The organism is Achromobacter sp. T5-5 (assembly GCF_055397965.1).
Genome location: NZ_AP027919.1, coordinates 4,076,205 through 4,093,509, shown reverse-complemented (window position 1 = coordinate 4,093,509; position 17,305 = coordinate 4,076,205). Strand labels below are relative to the sequence as shown.

Annotated in this window: 18 protein-coding genes and 1 pseudogene; 10 read left to right on the top strand and 9 right to left on the bottom strand. The window is 64.9% G+C overall.

Annotated features, from left to right (window positions below):
- Window positions 1-162: 162 nt before the first annotated feature.
- Entirely contained in the window at window positions 163-1,041 is an 879-nt protein-coding gene (locus tag ACZ50Q_RS18590) for an aldo/keto reductase family oxidoreductase (RefSeq protein ID WP_464079228.1), read from the bottom strand.
- Between the two features lie 106 nt (window positions 1,042-1,147).
- On the opposite strand from ACZ50Q_RS18590, the gene ACZ50Q_RS18585 reads away from it, so the two are divergent.
- Both ACZ50Q_RS18585 and ACZ50Q_RS18580 read left to right on the top strand, forming a co-directional pair.
- Window positions 1,148-2,053, top strand: coding sequence for a LysR family transcriptional regulator (locus ACZ50Q_RS18585; RefSeq protein ID WP_092582581.1), 906 nt, complete (start codon window positions 1,148-1,150; stop codon window positions 2,051-2,053).
- 90 nt (window positions 2,054-2,143) lie between these two features.
- Window positions 2,144-2,773, top strand: coding sequence for a class I SAM-dependent DNA methyltransferase (locus ACZ50Q_RS18580; RefSeq protein ID WP_464082013.1), 630 nt, complete (start codon window positions 2,144-2,146; stop codon window positions 2,771-2,773).
- Between the two features lie 7 nt (window positions 2,774-2,780).
- On the opposite strand, the gene ACZ50Q_RS18575 is transcribed toward ACZ50Q_RS18580, so the two are convergent.
- Window positions 2,781-3,299: an O-acetyl-ADP-ribose deacetylase gene (locus tag ACZ50Q_RS18575; RefSeq protein WP_464079227.1), complete on the bottom strand. Its 519-nt coding sequence runs from the start codon at window positions 3,297-3,299 to the stop codon at window positions 2,781-2,783.
- Between the two features lie 166 nt (window positions 3,300-3,465).
- Here ACZ50Q_RS18575 and ACZ50Q_RS18570 point away from each other — a divergent pair, with 166 nt between their 5' ends.
- From ACZ50Q_RS18570 to ACZ50Q_RS18560, 3 genes are all read left to right on the top strand, one after another.
- Window positions 3,466-3,939, top strand: coding sequence for a DUF2778 domain-containing protein (locus ACZ50Q_RS18570; RefSeq protein WP_464079226.1), 474 nt, complete (start codon window positions 3,466-3,468; stop codon window positions 3,937-3,939).
- A gap of 534 nt (window positions 3,940-4,473) precedes the next feature.
- A complete protein-coding gene (locus tag ACZ50Q_RS18565; RefSeq protein WP_464079225.1) occupies window positions 4,474-5,682 on the top strand; it encodes a GGDEF domain-containing protein in 1,209 nt (402 codons plus the stop codon).
- A 77-nt stretch (window positions 5,683-5,759) separates the two neighbouring features.
- On the top strand, window positions 5,760-6,788 hold the full coding sequence (locus tag ACZ50Q_RS18560; protein ID WP_092582579.1) for an alpha/beta fold hydrolase: 1,029 nt from the start codon (window positions 5,760-5,762) through the stop codon (window positions 6,786-6,788).
- Between the two features lie 59 nt (window positions 6,789-6,847).
- On the opposite strand, the gene ACZ50Q_RS18555 is transcribed toward ACZ50Q_RS18560, so the two are convergent.
- The 3 genes from ACZ50Q_RS18555 to ACZ50Q_RS18545 are packed head-to-tail and all read right to left on the bottom strand — an operon-like array spanning window position 6,848 to window position 9,635.
- Window positions 6,848-7,837, bottom strand: coding sequence for an NAD(P)H-quinone oxidoreductase (locus tag ACZ50Q_RS18555; protein ID WP_464079224.1), 990 nt, complete (start codon window positions 7,835-7,837; stop codon window positions 6,848-6,850).
- On the bottom strand, window positions 7,834-8,184 hold the full coding sequence (locus tag ACZ50Q_RS18550) for a carboxymuconolactone decarboxylase family protein (protein ID WP_464079223.1): 351 nt from the start codon (window positions 8,182-8,184) through the stop codon (window positions 7,834-7,836). The genes ACZ50Q_RS18555 and ACZ50Q_RS18550 overlap by 4 nt, the downstream gene beginning before the upstream one ends.
- Window positions 8,185-8,198: 14 nt before the next feature.
- The gene (locus tag ACZ50Q_RS18545; protein WP_464079222.1) at window positions 8,199-9,635 is read right to left on the bottom strand and encodes an NAD-dependent succinate-semialdehyde dehydrogenase; all 1,437 of its coding nucleotides are present in this window, start codon (window positions 9,633-9,635) and stop codon (window positions 8,199-8,201) included.
- A gap of 252 nt (window positions 9,636-9,887) precedes the next feature.
- Between ACZ50Q_RS18545 and ACZ50Q_RS18540 the strand changes: the two genes are divergently transcribed.
- On the top strand, window positions 9,888-10,835 hold the full coding sequence (locus tag ACZ50Q_RS18540) for a LysR family transcriptional regulator (RefSeq protein WP_464079221.1): 948 nt from the start codon (window positions 9,888-9,890) through the stop codon (window positions 10,833-10,835).
- A 93-nt stretch (window positions 10,836-10,928) separates the two neighbouring features.
- Here the strand turns inward: ACZ50Q_RS18540 and ACZ50Q_RS18535 are convergent, their stop codons facing one another.
- The 3 genes and pseudogenes from ACZ50Q_RS18535 to ACZ50Q_RS18525 all read right to left on the bottom strand — a co-directional run.
- Window positions 10,929-11,591: a hypothetical protein gene (locus ACZ50Q_RS18535; protein WP_464079220.1), complete on the bottom strand. Its 663-nt coding sequence runs from the start codon at window positions 11,589-11,591 to the stop codon at window positions 10,929-10,931.
- Window position 11,592: 1 nt separating this feature from the next.
- On the bottom strand, window positions 11,593-12,387 hold the full coding sequence (locus ACZ50Q_RS18530; protein WP_464079219.1) for a hypothetical protein: 795 nt from the start codon (window positions 12,385-12,387) through the stop codon (window positions 11,593-11,595).
- A gap of 269 nt (window positions 12,388-12,656) precedes the next feature.
- Window positions 12,657-12,881 (bottom strand): annotated as a pseudogene (locus ACZ50Q_RS18525) (short-chain dehydrogenase); the annotation flags it as partial.
- A gap of 126 nt (window positions 12,882-13,007) precedes the next feature.
- On the opposite strand from ACZ50Q_RS18525, the gene ACZ50Q_RS18520 reads away from it, so the two are divergent.
- On the top strand, window positions 13,008-13,589 hold the full coding sequence (locus ACZ50Q_RS18520; RefSeq protein WP_464079218.1) for a nucleotidyltransferase family protein: 582 nt from the start codon (window positions 13,008-13,010) through the stop codon (window positions 13,587-13,589).
- A 131-nt stretch (window positions 13,590-13,720) separates the two neighbouring features.
- Here ACZ50Q_RS18520 and ACZ50Q_RS18515 read toward each other — a convergent pair whose 3' ends face one another.
- Complete coding sequence (locus ACZ50Q_RS18515) at window positions 13,721-14,584, bottom strand: pirin family protein (RefSeq protein ID WP_464079217.1); 864 nt, start codon at window positions 14,582-14,584, stop codon at window positions 13,721-13,723.
- 156 nt (window positions 14,585-14,740) lie between these two features.
- On the opposite strand from ACZ50Q_RS18515, the gene ACZ50Q_RS18510 reads away from it, so the two are divergent.
- The 3 genes from ACZ50Q_RS18510 (at window position 14,741) to nrfD (ending at window position 17,282) form a co-directional block, all read left to right on the top strand.
- On the top strand, window positions 14,741-15,298 hold the full coding sequence (locus tag ACZ50Q_RS18510; RefSeq protein ID WP_464079216.1) for a DNA-deoxyinosine glycosylase: 558 nt from the start codon (window positions 14,741-14,743) through the stop codon (window positions 15,296-15,298).
- 156 nt (window positions 15,299-15,454) lie between these two features.
- The gene (dsrO, locus tag ACZ50Q_RS18505; protein WP_076521538.1) at window positions 15,455-16,228 is read left to right on the top strand and encodes a sulfate reduction electron transfer complex DsrMKJOP subunit DsrO; all 774 of its coding nucleotides are present in this window, start codon (window positions 15,455-15,457) and stop codon (window positions 16,226-16,228) included.
- 19 nt (window positions 16,229-16,247) lie between these two features.
- On the top strand, window positions 16,248-17,282 hold the full coding sequence (gene nrfD / locus ACZ50Q_RS18500) for an NrfD/PsrC family molybdoenzyme membrane anchor subunit (RefSeq protein WP_464079215.1): 1,035 nt from the start codon (window positions 16,248-16,250) through the stop codon (window positions 17,280-17,282).
- The last annotated feature ends 23 nt before the right edge of the window (window positions 17,283-17,305 follow it).

Here is a 17,305-nt window from a genome sequence, read left to right as displayed (position 1 = left end):
TACCAAGTCCATTGAGTTTGGATTGGCGTCCGCCTTGGTCTGATGCTCGCGCACTGAGGCAACGACTGTCTATTGACCCGGCGCCAGCCAACGGCACTCCGCGCCCGCAGAATTGGATTTCCAGAAAACTACGGGAGGCGGTTGCTTTGCGCGTGGCCCGATTTAAGCCGGCTCGCTCGCGCCGATCCCATCCAGCGCCCTCGCCACATCCTCCGGCAACCGCAACGACCCCGCCGCCATATTCTCCCGCAGATGGCCGGTCGATGACGTGCCCGGTATCAGCAAGATATTCGGGGACCGCCGCAACAGCCACGCCAGCGCCGTCTGCATGGGTGTCGCGCCGATCCGCGCTGCCGCATCGTTGAGAATGGACGACTGCAATGGGCTGAAGCCGCCCAGCGGAAAGAACGGCACGTAGGCGATTCCCTCGCGGGCCAGGTCGTCGATCAGGGCATCGTCGCCCCGGTGGGCCACGTTGTACTGGTTCTGCACGCAGACGATTTCGCAGATCCGGCGGCCCTCGGCCACCTGGGTCGGCGTGACGTTGCTCAGGCCGATGTGGCGGATGAGCCCTTGCTGCTGCAGGCCGGCCAGCACGGACAGCGGCTCCTCGATGGAACCTTCGGCCGGCCCGTGCACGTCGAACATGGCGCGCAGGTTGACCACGTCCAGCACGTCGCGGCCCAGGTTGCGCAGGTTGTCATGGACCGCGCGGGTCAGTTGCTCGGGCGAGAAGGCGGGATTCCAGGAGGCATCGTCCCCGCGCACCGCGCCCACCTTGGTCACGATCACCAGGTCGTCGGGGTAGGGGGCGAGCGCCTCCTTGATGAGCTGATTGGTGATGTGCGGGCCGTAGAAGTCGCTGGTGTCGATATGGTCGACCCCGGCGGCCACGGCCTCGCGCAGCACGGCGATCGCCGCATCGCGATCCTTGGGCGGTCCGAAGACGCCGGGGCCGGCGAGCTGCATCGCGCCATAGCCGAGCCGATGGACCTGGCGCGAGCCCAGGGGGTAAGTGCCGCTGTCTTGGAGGTGGGACATGTGGGGTTCCTGTTCCGGTGAAATGTGGGTACGGACACACGATAGAACTTCCGGCATGCGCTGATAAGCCAATACAATCCGGACGGCTTGTACGGAATTCTGAACAATGTCGACCGATCTCGATGACCTCCATGCCTTCGTCGCCGTGGCGCGCGCCCAGGGTTTCCGGGGGGCGGCCCGGACCACGGGCACCAGCGCCTCGCGGCTCAGCGACACGGTGCGCCGGCTGGAGGCGCAGCTTGGCGTGCGCCTGTTCAACCGGACGACGCGCTCCGTGGCGCTGACGCAAGCGGGGCAGGAACTGTTGAGCCGGCTGGCGCCTGCGCTGACGGAAGTGGAGGCGGCGCTGGACGCCGTCAACGGCTTTCGCGACAAGCCGGCGGGCACGCTCAGGCTCAACGTGCCGCTGAGCGCGTCGCGGCTGGTGCTGCCGTCCCTCGTTCCCGACTTCCTGGCGGCCTATCCCGACATCCGCCTGGAAGTCGTGGCCGAAGAGAGCTTTGTCGACGTGCTGGCCGCGGGCTGCGACGCCGGCATCCGCTACGACGACCGGCTGGAACAGGACATGATCGCGGTGCCCATCGGTCCGCGCGTCCAGCGCTTTGCGGCCGGCGCCTCGCCTGCGTACCTGGACCGGCGAGGGCGTCCCGCGCATCCCGGCGACCTGATGCAGCACGCCTGCCTGCGCGGCCGCTTTCCCAGCGGGGCCATGCCGGCCTGGGAATTCGAGCGGGACGGGGAATCGGTGCGCATCGACGCCACGGGGCCGCTGGTCGTGCAGATCGGCGGCGCGGTGGACCTCGCCGTGGATGCGGCCATTGCCGGCGTGGGCGTCATGTATCTGTTCGAGGACTGGCTGCGTCCGCACTTCGAAAGCGGGGCGCTGGAGCCGGTGCTGCAGCCGTGGTGGCCGCGGTTTTCGGGGCCGTTTCTTTACTACTCCGGGCGCCGCCTGGTGCCTTCGCCGCTCAAGGCCCTGATCGATTTCATCAAGGCGCGGCCGTTTCCCTGAGCTGGGACGGCCGTCTTTCCGGCAGTCGCGGTTCCCCTGAATGACGCCCGCCGCCTCGCCGGCCCACGCCATTTCATGCACAATCGCCCCATGCACCTGGACCCCGAAGACCTCGCCAAGATTACCTCCCTGACGCTGGCCCACTACGAAGAGAACGCCGAGTCGTTCGAAGCCGGCACGCGGGACCACGATGTCAGCCAGAACATCGCGGCCTTGCTGCGGCACATCGAAGGGCAGCCGCCCTACGACATCCTGGACCTGGGCTGCGGTCCGGGGCGCGACCTGAAAACCTTCCTGGCCATGGGGCATCGGCCCGTGGGCGTGGACGGCACGCCGCGGTTCGTGCAGATGGCGCGCGCGGCAAGCGGATGCGAGGTCTGGGAGCAGGACTTCCTGCAACTCCAGCTTCCGGCGGCCCGGTTCGACGGGATCTTCGCCAACGCCGTGCTATTTCATGTGCCCGGGCAGGAGCTTCCCCGCGTGCTGCGCGAACTGCGCGCGGCGTTGCGGCCGCGCGGCGTGCTGTTCAGCTCCAACCCCCGGGGCGGCAATCAGGAAGGATGGAATCGTGGGCGCTATGGGGCCTATCACGACCTGGACGGCTGGCGCGCCTTGATGGAAGCGGCCGGATTCGAGGAGCTTGAGCATTACTACCGGCCCGACGGCCTGCCGCGCGAACAGCAGCCCTGGCTGGCGAGCGTGTGGCGGCGCCTGGACTAGGGACGCGTCAGGCAAGCGGGGCGTTCAACAGGCGCTCATAGTGCAGCAGGTCTTCGGTCGAGAAACAGCAAAAGATGACCTCCTGCACAGGCGAATCCCGCGACAGGCTTTCGCGGATGGTGTTGAACGCCACCTGCGCCGCCAGATCGATGGGATAGCCATATATGCCCGTGCTGATGCTGGGAAAGGCAATCGAGGCGACCGCCCTGTCTTGCGCCAGATCGATGCACCGGCGATAGCAGCTTGCCAGCAACGCCGGCTCCCCGCTGTCGCCGCCTCTCCAGACCGGCCCCACGGTATGAATGATGTAGCGAGCCGACAGCCGATAGGCGCCGGTCACCTTCGCATCGCCCGTCTTGCAGCCCCCCAGCAGCCGGCACTCATGCACCAGATCCGGCCCCGCGGCGCGATGGATGGCGCCATCGACGCCACCGCCGCCTAGCAGCGAGGAGTTGGCGGCGTTGACGATGGCGTCGACGTGGAGTTTTGTAATGTCGGAGCGCAGGGCGCGCAGGGTGGTGGGCATGATTTTGATCCTCATGGCGTGAATGCGGCTGCGGGCGTGACGGACGCCCATAACACTTCTCAGCGTACGTCGGAATGACGCAGTGTTGGCTTTTCGGACGGCACTGATATTTTCGGCGCCATCTGCCAGGCAAGCTAACGCCCCACAAACTATCGTGGAGCGACAAATGATTGAATGGGAGTTCGTGTTGAATAACCAGCCGATGAGCAAGCTGAAGGGGCGGGGGCTTTCAGTCGACGCTTTTTCAGGAAGGGAAGGCCATTTCAATAGATGCGAATCCGCCTGCTTGCGAAACCTTGGTCCTATTCCTGTGGGGAAGTACTACATAGTGGATAGGCCCACCGGTGGATTGAGAGGAACCTTCAATACTTGGATTGGCAGGCGCTGGGACTGGTTTGGACTGTTTGCCGTCGATAGCAAAGTTGATGATTGGGTCTTCTGCAACGACGTTGAAAGAGGCAGTTTCCGCCTCCATCCCAGAGGGCCGCGAGGGATCAGCGAAGGTTGTATTACGCTGGAGCGAGCTTCAGATTTCGCTGCGGTGCGTAGACTGGTCCTGGAAGCTGGCGGGACTGCCATTGCGGGGAGCAGTTTGAAGGCCTATGGAATCGTAAATGTCCGATGTGGCGGAGTGAATTAATGCGACGACTTCTGCAATGCCTGGCGCTGCTGGTGTGGTTGACCCTATCCAGTCTGGCATTGGCCTACGTTTGGATTCGCAGCCCCGATGCCTGGAATCCCATCCCTCGTTGGATCTGGGAGCAAGTAGAGCGAAATGTTGAAATCGGTTGCTGTGAACAGGCTGCCGACGTGGAATATTCCGTCGTGCTTGGGGCGGCCGTTCTTACGATGCTGTTGGTAACGGCCGTGATCGGCTTGGGAATGCGATGGGCGACCTTCCGGTCGAGGCGACGGCAAGATTAATGTGTTGGGCCCAACTGCGGGAAACCCGAGCCGGATGCACGCAGGTTGGTTGGCATGTTTCTGGCCGTCCTGACGGAAAGGCGTCGACATTCTTCCGGCACAATTCTTCCGGATAACGTCCGGCGCACCCAGCATTCGCCAATTCAAAAGCTCCCCTTGACCTGGCTGACATTTCCTCGGTTAATGCTTCGCTTGGCACGGCCTGATCGTGCCGGTACTGGAAATCTGCCTCCCTCTCGACGTTCATCTCATGGTTGCCTCCACGCTAGTCGGCATGCTGTGCGCACACCTGTTGTGCTTTTCCGGCATGTTTTTGCTTATCAGCCGTCGCCTGCCTGGCAACAGGATGGGGATGGATGTCTTTGCCGTGGGCAATCTGCTGCTGGCGGGGGCCTATATTCTGCAGCTGGTTGAAGGCGGCCCCGCCTGGAGTGCGATGAGCGTCGTCAATCACTGCCTGACGCTGGCGGCCCCCATTGCCTACGTGCTTGGCGCCATGCGGTTCTTCGGGCATCAGGTTCGGTTATGGCGGCCTTTGATTGTGTTCTGCGTGGTTTATGGCGTTGCCCAGTGGTGTGTTCAAGCGCAGAGCGGGCCGGAGGCGCGCTACGCCATGCTTGCGGCGTCGGCGACGCTGCTTTTCTTTGCGATGACCGTCACCGTGCTCTACGGCGGGCGCACGTTCGCCAGAGACTTGTTCGGCGAGATGATCTTTTTCGCGTTGCTGATCGGCGGAATCTGTGTTCTGAACGCATTGAAATTCCTGAAGATCGTGGACGGCGGCCTGGACGCGCTGCACATGGACAGCCGCTTCCAGATGATTTTCTACATCTACATGTCGACCCTTGCCACCATCGTGCCGCCCTCCATTGTCTGGCTCGTCCTGCGCCGGCTGACCGACAGCCTGCGCAATATGGCGGCGCGCGATCCCCTGACGGACCTGTTCAATCGCAGAGGACTCTCCGAGGCCTTGACCCAATACTTCAACGGCCGCAATGCCGCACCCGTCTATCTGCTGGAATTGGACGTCGACCATTTCAAGCGGATCAATGACAGTCATGGTCACCAGGCGGGCGACGAGGTGATCCGCCACGTCGCCAATCTGCTGCGCGCCACCGTGCGTCGCGGCGACCTGACAGGCCGGTTTGGGGGAGAGGAATTTGTCGCCATCATCCTGGAAGCGGATGTCGCGGATGTGATGCAACTGGCCGAGCGGTTGCGTGCCAGCGTCGAAGACCAGCCGATCAACGTCGCGGGCATTGATGAACCGCTGCGCTGCACGGTCACGATCGGTGTGTCATCCCGCTTTCACGGCGCGCAGGGCCTGGACGAGGCGCTTCGACAGGCCGATTCCGCGCTCTATACAGGAAAGGCCGCGGGGCGCAACCGGGTGGAGCTGGCAACCGCGTCTCACGGCATGCCAGTGGCCGACATCGAACTGGCCGGCGCACACCCCTAAGGAACCCAGGTCCCGTTCTTGCTGTCCCTCTTGTACAGCGCTGGCAGCGGGCCGGCGCCATAACAGGAGTCACACGCATGACACGATCACAACCTCTTCGGCTGGCTGCGTTCTGCGCCGGTGTCGCGCTTGCGGGCAGCGCCATCGCGGCGGACGCGCCCAAGGTGCCTGACTACGGCCCCAATCTGGAGCGTTTCGCGTATCCGCACGAGGTCAAGCGCCTCTCGCTGGACACGCAGGGCCAGAAGCTCTCGATGGCCTACATGGACGTGGCCGCCGCCAAGCCCAATGGCAAGACCGTTGTGCTCATGCATGGCAAGAACTTCTGCGGCGCCACCTGGGAGACCAGCATCGCCGCACTGAGCCAGGCCGGCTATCGCGTCGTGGTGCCCGACCAGATCGGCTTTTGCAAATCCGACAAGCCGCAGGCCTATCAGTTTTCGTTTCACCAACTGGCCGCCAACACGCACGCGCTGCTCGACCATTTGAAAATCGATCGCGCGAGCATCGTCGGCCACTCCATGGGCGGCATGCTGGCTGCGCGCTATGCGCTCATGTACGGCCCGCAAACCGAAGCCCTGGTGCTCGTCAACCCCATCGGTCTCGAAGACTGGAAACAGGAAGGGGTGCCGTACCGCAGCATCGACGACTGGTACCAGCGCGAGCTCAAAGCCAACTTCGACGGCATGAAGAAGTACCAGCTCGGCACTTACTACGCCGGCCAATGGCGCGACGACTACGACAAGTGGGTTCTCATGGCCGCTGGCATGCTGCAGGGCGAAGGGCGCGAGCGCGTCGCCTGGAACCAGGCCCTCACTTACGACATGTTGTATACCCAGCCGGTCGTCCATGAATTCGGCCAGATCGCCGTGCCCACCACGCTGCTCATCGGCGAAAAGGACAACACGGCTCCCGGCAAGGACGCCGCCCCACCCGAAGTGGCCAAGCGCCTGGGCAACTACGCCGCGCTGGCGCCCAAGGCCGCCAAAGCCATCCCCAATGCCACCCTCGTCGTCTGGCCCGACCTCGGCCATTCCCCGCAGGTGCAGGATTCGACGCGGTTCAACGAAGCGCTGCTCAAGGCATTGCCCGCCCCGAAGGGGTGATGCGTGGCCCGCGTCCGCATGCCGTGATCGGCATGCGGACGTGAGGCCAGGCCGCCAGGTCAAGCGGTCATCGTCAGAATGATTTTTCCCACGTTCTGGGCCGATTCCATCCGGCGATGGGCGTCCGAGGCGCGTTCCAGCGGATAGGTGCTGTCCACGACAGGCACCAGGCCAGCGCCGCTGGAGAAGCGGTCCAGCCAGTGCGCGCGAAAACGCTGGACCATCGCATGCTTTTCCGCCTGCGGCCGCGACTTCATGACCGTGCCAAATATCTGCAGATGGCGGTACAGGATGTCCTCCAACGCAATACTGACCTGGCCGCCGCCGCCCAGGATACCCACCTGGACCAGCCGCCCGCCGTTGGCCAGCGAGGCGATGTTGCGCGTAAAGTTGGGCGCGCCGATAAAGTCGATCACCACGTCCACGCCACGGTTCGAGGTCCGCTCGGCCACGACCTGCGAAAAGTCCTGGGTGCGGTAGTCGATTGCGTGATCGGCGCCCAGCCGCAGGACCTGCTCCAGTTTGCCGGCCTCGGCCGTGGCGTACACGGTGGCGCCCGTTGCCCGGGCAAGCTGGACCGCCGCCGACCCCACGCCGCCGGCCGCCGCGTGGATCAGCACGGAATCACCCGCTTTCAGGCGGCCGAGATGCAGCATGGCTTCGTGTGCGGTGACGAACACTTCCGGGATCGCGGCGGCGTGGACGTAGTCCAGTTCCTCGGGAATGGGCAAGGCCATGCGCCAGTCCAATCTGGCGATTTCCGCGTACGCGCCGCCGCCCACCACGCCCATTACGCGGTCGCCGGTCTTGAAGCCGCGCACGGCGCTGCCGGCTTGCAGCACTTCGCCCGCGATCTCCAGGCCCATGATGGTCGAGTCGCCGAAGTTCGGGCGGCCGTAGCCGCCGCGGCGGTGGGTGAGGTCGGCGCGGTTCACGCCGGCGGCATGGACACGGACGATCAGATCGTCGGGACGCATGTCGGGCCGGGGCACGTCGGCCACCTGGAGCACATCGGCTTCGCCAAACTGTTCAAAAACGATCGCTTTCATTTCTTATCCTTCAGGTCGTTGTGATGTGACTCGGCCAAGGTGGCTTGCGCAATCGCCGAGGCCGTAATTGCGGCGGGAAATCCGACGTAGAACGCCAGGTGCGTGATGACGGCCGACAGTTCGGCCTGCGTCAGCCCATTTCCAACGGCTCGGCGCAGATGCGCGGGCAATTCGTCGGTATGCCCCGCGGCAATCAGGGCGGCCACTGTGATCAGGCTGCGGTCTCGGGGCGCCAACGCCGGATCGTTCCAGAAATCGGGGTACAGCGTGTTGTCGACAAAGGCAGACAGGGCCGGGGTGAAGGCGCGCGCCGCTTCGCGGGGACGGCTGAAATCGATATTCGACATGATGTGCTCCTGGTTCAAGCCTGGCTGATGAATTTGTGCGTGAGGTAGTACTCGATGCCTTCCACGCCGCCCTCCGAACCGTGACCGCTTTCCTTCATCCCGCCGAAGGGCAACTCCGTGGCGACGATCCGGTATTGGTTGATGCCGATCATTCCGGCTTCCAGGCCGTCGGCCACGTCGATCGCCGTGCGGGCATTGGTTGTGAACGCATAGGCCGACAAGCCATAGGGCAACCGATTGGCCTCCTGCAAGCCATCCGCCAGCGCATCGAAGGGCATCAGCACCGCGATCGGCCCGAACGGCTCTTCGTGCATGATTCGGGCGTGCATCGGCACATCCGCCAGCACCGTCGGCTCGAAGAAATAGCCTTCGCCCTCGATGGGCTTGCCCCCCGTCAACACCTTGCCGCCGCAGGCCAGCGCGTCGGCAATCAACGCCTGCATTTTTTCCAGCTGGCGCGGGTTCGCCAACGGGCCGACCTGGGTATCCGGATCAAGGCCGTTTCCGACCTTCAGCGCGCGGGCGGCCTTGACGAAGTGTTCGCGGAACTCGTCATAGACCCCGCGCTGGATCAGAAAGCGCGTGGACGAGATGCAGACCTGGCCGGTGCCGCGAAAGCGGTTGGCAGCGCCCTCCACCGCGGCGCGCTGGACGTCGGCATCGTCAAACACCAGGACCGGCCCATGCCCGCCCAGTTCCAGCGTGATGGGCTTTACGCCTTCGGCGGCGCGCGCCGACAGCAGCCGGCCGATGGGCACGGACCCCGTGAAAGTCACCTTGCGGATCACCGGCGATGCGATCAGGTGCCGGGACACGTCGTCGGGGACGCCAAATATCACTTGCAGCACCCCTTTGGGCAAACCCGCATCGTCCAGCGCGCGGGCCAGGGCCAGCGCGGTGCCCGGGCTTTCCTCACCGGGCTTGATGATGACACTGCAACCGGCGGCCAGCGCGGCGGCAAGTTTGCGCGCCGGCGTGATCGCAGGGAAATTCCAGGGTGTGAACGCGGCCACCGGGCCGATCGCCTGCCGCTTGACCAGTTGCTGCACCCCCGGGCGGTTGGCGGGCACGACACGGCCGTCAATCCGCTTGGCTTCTTCGGCAAACCATTCAAAGTACTCGGCGGCGCGCAGCACTTCATCGCGGCTTTCAGCCAGGGGCTTTCCTTCTTCCAGCGTCATCTGCGTGGCAATGTGCTCGGCGCGTTCGCGCATCAATGCCGCGGCGCGATTGAGAACGCGAGCACGCTCGTTGGGAAACGTCTTGCGCCAGACGTCAAAGGCCGGCTGCGTCGCGGACAGCGCGCGGTCCATGTCCGCCGTCGTCGCAAGGGGGACCCGGCCCAGCTCCTTGCGCGTGGCAGGATTGACCACGCTGGCCGTGTCGCGTTCGCTCGCCCCTATCCATTCGCCGTTGATGAAGAGGTAAAGCGGATCATAATTGCCGTTCATGGTTGCAAACTCCGATAAGATTGTTCGATACCAGCCGGCTCCATTTCCGCCAGATGGGCTCAACCCGCAGGGAAGGGGAGATAGCCATCGGGACGAAGCACGCTTGCGTTCGCCAAGCGCGGGATCAGGGGCCTGACCATGGAACGAAGTCTAGGCGCGAGGGGCGCGCGGATTTAGCCCCGTACGGAAGAATGACTTTCCCTGCCAGAGGAAAAGTCGCAGCAAACACACTGGACCCACCACGGACCCACGATGGACAAGCTTTACAACATGGCGGTTTTTGCGAAAGTGGTGGAAATGGGCAGCTTCACTGCCGTGGCCAACCATCTTTCCACCACGGTCGGCAATATTTCGCGTGCTGTCACGGTGCTGGAAGAGGGTCTGAATGCCCGGCTGATCCAGCGCTCCACCCGCCGTTTGGTCGTGACCGATGTGGGACATCGTTTCTATGACCGCTGCATCGCGATCCTGGGCGACGTCGAGCAAGCGGAGGCCGAAGCGAGCCACGCAACGGTCTCGCCCCGGGGGGTATTGCGCGTTCATGCCGTACCCGGTCTGGGGCGCACGCTGGTCGCCCGCGCAGCCTTGGCGTATAGAAAGACCTACCCCGACGTCTCGGTGGACCTGCTGCTGTCGCAGCGCATGCCGAATCTGCTTGAAGAACAGCTCGATGTCGGCATCGTGATCGCACGCACCTTGCCGGATTCCACCTACGTCAGCCAGAAGATCGGCGTCAGCCACTGCATCCTGGCGGCGTCGCCTGAGTACCTGGAGCGGCATCCCCCCGTACGCACCCCCGAGGACCTTGCCCGGCACGATTGCATTTTGCTGACCACGGTCGACTACGCGCCGGACGAGTGGCATCTGGAAGGCGACGGCGGCGCGTTTATCCACCGTCCATCGGGCGGGCATCTTGGCGTGAACGATATGGACGCCATGGCGACGGCGCTGCGCGATGGCGCCGGTATCGGGCTGCTTGCGGGATTCTCCGCCATTGAGGATCTGCGCCGAGGCACACTGGTGCGCGTCTTGCCGGGGTATTACACGAACCAGCGCAACGTGTATGCGCTGTATCCGTCGCGACAATTCGTCGATGCAAAAATCAAGCTCTTCATCGATGCCTTGAGACAGCACGTTGGCGAGCAACTGGCGGGGTATGCCTCTGAATTGGGGATCGCCACGACGAAAGAGGAGAGTTGAACCCCTGTCTGCGTTAACGGCGCCGTGCCGTTACGGCCGGGCCGGAACGCTGCATATCGGACTAAGGCCCGCGACGCGTGGGTCGATTCAGGTTTATTCGACGCCGGAAAAGAAGGCGCAATGCCCCGGGTAGCCGGGCCGCGCGTCGCAGGCCTTCAAGCAGCCGGGCTTGCCGCCCGGGAAGCTCGCCGCGACCGACATCCCGAACCCGTACGTCGGCGTGGTCACGTCGAAGCGGCTTTCGCACACTGTCTTCGTGCTGTAGGCGAACGTCATGCCCTCGCGCCGGCCGTTGATGGCGAACTCCACCTGGAAGCTATTCGTGCTGGTCCACCCCGGCCGGGGCAAGACGACGAACCGGTAGTGCGTGGCGTCCAGGCGTTCGCCGAAGATCTTCAGTTGCGCGGACGTGGTCCGCGTCGTGGGCGACGGATACGGCAAGGCCAGCAACGTCCGCGGATCGCCCAGCACGCCCAGGTCCAGGCCCATGCCCTTCTGGTAGAACGGAACGTCGATGCTGGGATAGCCGGCGTATTCCACCACCTTTACCTTCGATCCGTACTCGATCGTCTGAGGATCGTAGTCGGGCGCCTGAGCAAACGCCACGTCCAGCGTCAGCACCACGTCCGCGGGGTTGGCGTCTTCGGCGCGAACGTGCCGTTCATATATGTCGGCGTTGGTTGCGCAGCCGGCAAGCGCGGCGGCGCACCCGAGCGCCAGCCAGCGCCAGCAATGAAACGCGGGAATCGGCCTCATCTCATTGCTCCTTCTTCGATTGCAGGGGAAGCGCGGCGGGCTTCAGGCCCTGGCCGATGAATTGCCAGCCGTCCTTGCCTTGTTGCCATCGGAAATTGCGGTTGATCCATTCCGCCTTCAGGTTGTCGTGGAGGCGGCGCTGGTCAATGTGCTTGCCTTCGTCCAGCGCCGCGCGCGCACGCGCACGGCTCTGATCCCACGCCGGCTTGAAGGCCTCGCGCTGCATCGCCCTGGTGAACGGGACGCTGGCGTAGGGGCCTTCGCCCGCCACACTGAGCCGGATCTCGTTGTCGAGCAGCAGGGCGCCATGGCGATTGTCCGGCGACACGGACACCAGCAGCGGGCTGGAGCGCTGGTACTCCTTGGGCAGCAGGTGCTCGAACCACAGCACCTGCCCGGTCGACGTCACCAAGGCCCGCGAACCCGCGGTGAACAGCAGCAGGTCCTGACGCCCGGGCTGCGCCAGGCCCATGTCCGGGTCGCGCACATCGACGGTGGGACTCAGGACGCGCGCAAGGGGCGTGTCGTTCTGCACCGCGATCAGGATCGTGCCCACGCCCATGAAATCGTTCGACACCGCCAGCAGCATCGGCTGGCCGCCCTGGGTCGGGCCCAGCGCCCTGACGTGGATGAACTGGTATGCGTTCAGCGGCCGGTACGGCTTGCCGCGGTACTTGATTCGGTAAAGGTTCGAATTCGGCTGGCCTTCCAGTTCAAAGGCGCCGCCTGGCGGTTGGGTGGCCTGGACAGAGGCTGATGCGGGGGCCGCCCGCTGCGCCTGGGCGGCAGGCGTCATCGATAGCGTCAGCGCCAGCGCGACGCTTGTGCAAACCCGGGAGCGGCGGCGGCCCGGCGGAACGGTCTTCGTAGGAACAGGCACAACGTCGTTGGCGGCGGCGCCGCATGAAAGCGATGCCGGCATTCTAGGTCAAACGCGTCGCCGGGCACGGACGGCCGCCGCGGGCTACCGGTCTGGCTGTCTCCGGCTGTCCGCCTCTGCGCGGCCAATCCGGGCACTTCTGAAAATGCAGTCCGCGCCAACGCGGACGCTTCGATCCGCTTGCTTTATACGGGGATGGGATTGGCCGCGTTCTCAGCGTTGAAGCCATCGACCAGCGCATGTTCGCCGCTGTCGGGGTTATCGCGCAGGGCGCGTATCGCCTCGACGAACACTTCCGGCGCGTCGGTTGCCAGCCCTTTCATGGGTTCGGCGATGAAGGCCTCCAGCGGCATAGCGCGCGGATCGCCGCTCTTTTTGATGAGATCGGTGTCGATCCACGGTGGCGCGATTATCGAGGTGTTGTGGATGATGGTCGCTGTGTCGCAATACGGCCATACACGACTGCGCCGCGAATTGCGCCAACCGCTCGCGGGCCGCACAATCCCGTTTTCGGCGGCTCGGTGCAAATACAGATCGTGACAGACCTGCAGACAAGCAATGAACAACGACTTTGCAACTTGGTGGCCGCGTCTGGCCAACTGATGGGCTTGCTGCGTACCGTACGCTCGCTCGGACTGTCATCTTGGTGCATTGGCGCGGGCGTCATCAGGTCCTTGGTATGGGACGCGTTGCACGGTTTTCAGGATCTTTCCAAAGTGGCGGACGTGGATGTCGCATATTTTGATGCGGACGCGGGTCTGGACCAGGAGGCGGAACTTCAAGAGCGGCTTTCCTTGTTGGCCCCTCATATAGCCTGGGATGTGACGAATCAAGCAAAAGTGCATGAGTGGCTGGTCGGTGAATCAGGGCAGGCAGTTCCCCCGCTCACCTCGTTGGAAGATGGGCTCGGTACGTGGCCCGAATTCGCCACCTGCGTGGGGGTTTATCTGGAAAGCGATGAGTCGATAAAGGTCATAGCGCCGCACGGCTTGAATGACTTGTTCGGATTGTTAGTTCGGCATAACCCTCGCCAGGCCAGTGTCGCGACGTTCATGCATCGTGTGGACTCCAAACAATTCGGCAGGCGATGGCCTCGCCTTTCGATCTGCGTGCCATGATCGCGAAGCGCGTATTTCGTCGGAAGCAGGCGTCCGAGATGGCCTTCGGCCGATTTAGGCGACAGTTTGCGCCCCGTGGGCAGAGAAAACCGCGCAATTCGCGCGGCTTTTTCTTCATACCCTCGGCGTCCTCAATGCATCTGCCCATACCGCCCGGCATTGAAATCCTGGATCGCTTCCACGATTTCCTCCTGCGAGTTCATCACGAAGGGCCCATACCCCACCACCGGCTCATCGATCGGCTCTCCGCTCAGGACCAAAAACACCGCGTCGTTGTTGGCCTCGACGGTGATGTCTTCGCCGTCGCGCGAGAACAGCGCCAGTTGCGCGTCGCGCGCGACCGATTCGCCGTTCACCAGCACCGTTCCACGCAGCATGACGAGCATGCTGTTGCGGCCCGCGGGGATGGGGAAGGTGGCCGACTTGCCAGCCGCCAGCTTTACGTCCCACACGTCCATCGGCGTGAAGGTGCGCGCCGGGCCTGTCTGGCCCGCGTAGGCGCCTGCGATCACGCGCAGCGTGCCGGCGCCGTCGGGCAGGGCCACCACGGGGATGTCCGTGCTGAGGATGCCCTGGTAGCCCGGCGCCGCCTTTTTGTCCTTGGCGGGCAGGTTGACCCAGAGCTGCACCATTTCCAGCTTTCCGCCCGTGCGGGTGAAGGCATGGGAGTGGAATTCCTCGTGCAGGATGCCGGAGGCCGCCGTCATCCATTGCACGTCGCCGGGGCCGATGACGCCGCCGTTGCCGGTGGAGTCGCGGTGCTCGACTTCGCCGCTGTAGACGATGGTGACCGTTTCAAAGCCGCGATGGGGATGCTGGCCGACGCCGCGGGGCTGGCTGGCCGGGCCGAATTCGGCGGGGCCGGCGTAGTCCAGCAGCAGGAAGGGGCTGGTGTCGCGGCCCTTGTCGTTGTACGAGAACAGGGAGCGCACCGGAAAGCCGTCGCCCACCCAGTGGGGACGGGGACTGGCGTGCAGGCCGAGGATCTTCTTCATGATGAGGTTTCCTGTTGCGCGGCGCCATCGGCGCCGTTCGTCATAGAAAGGAAGATAAGGGCGGAACGCCGATTCCGGTAGACCCCGCTTGCGATAAGCACTGTTCCATTTGTCGGACGATGGGGCGGGCCCAGCGGGCGGCGGAGATTCGGCGGTATGCTCCCCGGCATGGACAAGCAGAGGAATGGCGCCGCCGCGCGGCGCGAGGAACAGGTTTGGGGGTTTGCGCCGGTGGTGGGGCAGGGCGCGCGCGTGCTGGTGCTGGGATCGATGCCCGGCGTGGCGTCGCTGCGGCAAGGGCAGTATTACGCGCATCCGCGCAACGCATTCTGGCCCCTGGCCGCGCGCATCCTCGGTTTTGACGCGGGCCTGGAGTACGACGCCCGCCTGCGGGCGCTGCAGGCCCGGGGCGTGGCGCTCTGGGATGTCCTGCAAGCCTGCGAACGGCCGGGCAGCCTGGACGCGGATATCCGGCGCGAGACGCTGGTGCCGAACGATTTCCCGGCGTTCCTTGCCCGCCATCCGTCCATCGTCCGCGTCTGCCTGAACGGCGGCAAGGCCGCGGCGATGTTCCGGCGCCACGTGTTGCCGGCGTTGGCGCGGGCGGACCTGGAATGCATCGAATTGCCATCGACGAGTCCGGCGCATGCGGCGGCCAGCTTCGAGCAGAAACTGGCGGCGTGGCGGCCGGCACTGACCCTGCCGATAGCCTGACGGCGGCGATCCGGCGGTCCCGCCGTCGCCGACGCGAGGCGTTCAGTCCACCCTGATCCGGCACACTCTGTCCCCGAATTGACAGATATCAAGGCTCTATATAACTGCGAGTGATAAGTTAATTCCCGTAACAGCTAAATGTTTCGGAGTTTAACGATGCACACCCCCACGAGCCCCCCGGAAACGCCTCTCCCGGGCAAGCGTGGCTTCCTGAAAGGGCTGCTTGGCCTGGGCGCCGCCGCCACCGTCATTCCCATCCATGCGCAAGCGGCGCCCGGCTTGAACGGCCAGCCGCCGCGCCGCCCAGGCATGGCCGGCAAGCGCTTCGGCATGGTCGTGGACATGCGCAAATGCATCGGGTGCCAGTCCTGTACGGTGAGCTGTTCGCTGGAGAACGTGCCGCCCATCGGGCAGTTCCGCACCACCGTCCTGCAGTACGAGGTCACGCCCGATGCGGGCGGGCCGTGTTCGATGGTCATGCTGCCGCGCCTGTGCAACCACTGCGACAAGCCGCCCTGTGTGCCGGTCTGTCCGGTGCAGGCGACCTTCCAGCGGGAAGACGGCATCGTGCTGGTCGACAACGCGCGCTGCGTGGGCTGCGGCTATTGCGTGCAGGCCTGTCCCTACGACGCGCGCTTCATCAATCACGAGACGCAGACGGCGGACAAGTGCACGTTCTGCGAGCACCGCCTGGAAGCCGGGCTGCTGCCGGCCTGCGTGGAAAGCTGCGTGGGCGGCGCGCGTGTGATCGGCGACATGAACGATCCCGACAGCGCCATCTCGCGCCTGCTGGCCGAGCACAAGGCCGATATCAAGGTGCTCAAGCCCGAGATGAAGACTGATCCCCACGTCTATTACATCGGCCTGCCCGACGCGTTCGTGCACCAGGTGGACGGCCAGGCCGGCGTGCGCCTGGCCGGCGGCCATTGAGCCATCGACGAGGACTCTCATGCAAATCTCCGAATTGCTCACGCCGGTCTACGACGCCGCCTGGCTGCCCTGGGCCGTGCAGTATTTCTTCCTGATCGGCATCAGCGCCACCACCGCGCTGACCGCCGCCTTAGCGTCCTTTGGCCGGCCGGATTCCGACGCGCGCCGGCTGTTGCCGGCGGCGGTGACGGTGCTGCTGGTCAGCGCCATCGCCGCGCCGGTGTCGCTTCTGGCCGACCTGCATCAGCCCGGGCGTTTCTGGCACTTCTATGCGCACATCACGCCGTGGTCGTGGATGTGGCTGGGCGCCTTGCTGCTGCCGGTCTTCGTATCGCTGGCGCTGCTGTTCTGCGCGGTCTGGTGGTGGGGGCGGATGGGATGGCTGCGGGTGGTGGCGGCGGCGCTGGCGCTGTCGGCCCTGTCCATCCTGGTCTACACGGGCGCCGAGGTGATGGTGCTGCGCTCGCGGCCGCTGTGGCACACCGTGTTCCTGCCGCTGAACTTTGCGCTGACGGCGTGGCTGGGCGCGCTGGGCGCGATGTTCCTGGTGGGCCGCTGGCTGCCGGGCGGACTGCGGGCGCTGCCGGTGGACGCGCTGCGCAGGCTGAGCGTGACGGCGGTGGCGATGATCGCGCTGGGGGCGGGCGCCTGGGCGGTGCTGGGAATGCTGGGGCTGGATGCGTCGTTCGACGCGGCGCTCCGGTTGTTCGCGGCGTTCCCGGTCTGGCGTCTCAGCCTGGCCGGCGCGGTGATCACTGCGTTCTGCATCGTCGCGCTGTTGCAGCGTCCGTCGCGCACGCTGGCCGCGCCTCTGCCGTCCGCCGCGCTGGCGCTGACGATGCTGGGCGCGGCGTGGATCTTCCGCTGGGTCGTCTTCATGAGCGTGCAGGGCGTGCCCAAGTACGGCGCGGGACTGTATCTGTACGAGATGCCCTGGGGCAGCGACGGGCTGCTGGGCATGGTGGGCGTGCTGGGCCTGTGCGTGGCGCTGGTCACCGCCGTGACGTGGGCCATGGAAATCCTTCCGGCCCGCGCCCGCGCCGTGGCCGCCTGAACGGGCGGCGATACGCAAGAACA

Bases quoted from the DNA above. Each gene is read 5' to 3' on its own strand.
- ACZ50Q_RS18590 (WP_464079228.1), bottom strand. From the start codon at position 1,041: ATGTCCCACCTCCAAGACAGCGGCACTTACCCCCTGGGCTCGCGCCAG.
- ACZ50Q_RS18585 (WP_092582581.1), top strand. From the start codon at position 1,148: ATGTCGACCGATCTCGATGACCTCCATGCCTTCGTCGCCGTGGCGCGC.
- ACZ50Q_RS18580 (WP_464082013.1), top strand. From the start codon at position 2,144: ATGCACCTGGACCCCGAAGACCTCGCCAAGATTACCTCCCTGACGCTG.
- ACZ50Q_RS18575 (WP_464079227.1), bottom strand. From the start codon at position 3,299: ATGCCCACCACCCTGCGCGCCCTGCGCTCCGACATTACAAAACTCCAC.
- ACZ50Q_RS18570 (WP_464079226.1), top strand. From the start codon at position 3,466: ATGATTGAATGGGAGTTCGTGTTGAATAACCAGCCGATGAGCAAGCTG.
- ACZ50Q_RS18565 (WP_464079225.1), top strand. From the start codon at position 4,474: ATGGTTGCCTCCACGCTAGTCGGCATGCTGTGCGCACACCTGTTGTGC.
- ACZ50Q_RS18560 (WP_092582579.1), top strand. From the start codon at position 5,760: ATGACACGATCACAACCTCTTCGGCTGGCTGCGTTCTGCGCCGGTGTC.
- ACZ50Q_RS18555 (WP_464079224.1), bottom strand. From the start codon at position 7,837: ATGAAAGCGATCGTTTTTGAACAGTTTGGCGAAGCCGATGTGCTCCAG.
- ACZ50Q_RS18550 (WP_464079223.1), bottom strand. From the start codon at position 8,184: ATGTCGAATATCGATTTCAGCCGTCCCCGCGAAGCGGCGCGCGCCTTC.
- ACZ50Q_RS18545 (WP_464079222.1), bottom strand. From the start codon at position 9,635: ATGAACGGCAATTATGATCCGCTTTACCTCTTCATCAACGGCGAATGG.
- ACZ50Q_RS18540 (WP_464079221.1), top strand. From the start codon at position 9,888: ATGGACAAGCTTTACAACATGGCGGTTTTTGCGAAAGTGGTGGAAATG.
- ACZ50Q_RS18535 (WP_464079220.1), bottom strand. From the start codon at position 11,591: ATGAGGCCGATTCCCGCGTTTCATTGCTGGCGCTGGCTGGCGCTCGGG.
- ACZ50Q_RS18530 (WP_464079219.1), bottom strand. From the start codon at position 12,387: ATGACGCCTGCCGCCCAGGCGCAGCGGGCGGCCCCCGCATCAGCCTCT.
- ACZ50Q_RS18515 (WP_464079217.1), bottom strand. From the start codon at position 14,584: ATGAAGAAGATCCTCGGCCTGCACGCCAGTCCCCGTCCCCACTGGGTG.
- ACZ50Q_RS18510 (WP_464079216.1), top strand. From the start codon at position 14,741: ATGCTCCCCGGCATGGACAAGCAGAGGAATGGCGCCGCCGCGCGGCGC.
- dsrO (WP_076521538.1), top strand. From the start codon at position 15,455: ATGCACACCCCCACGAGCCCCCCGGAAACGCCTCTCCCGGGCAAGCGT.
- nrfD (WP_464079215.1), top strand. From the start codon at position 16,248: ATGCAAATCTCCGAATTGCTCACGCCGGTCTACGACGCCGCCTGGCTG.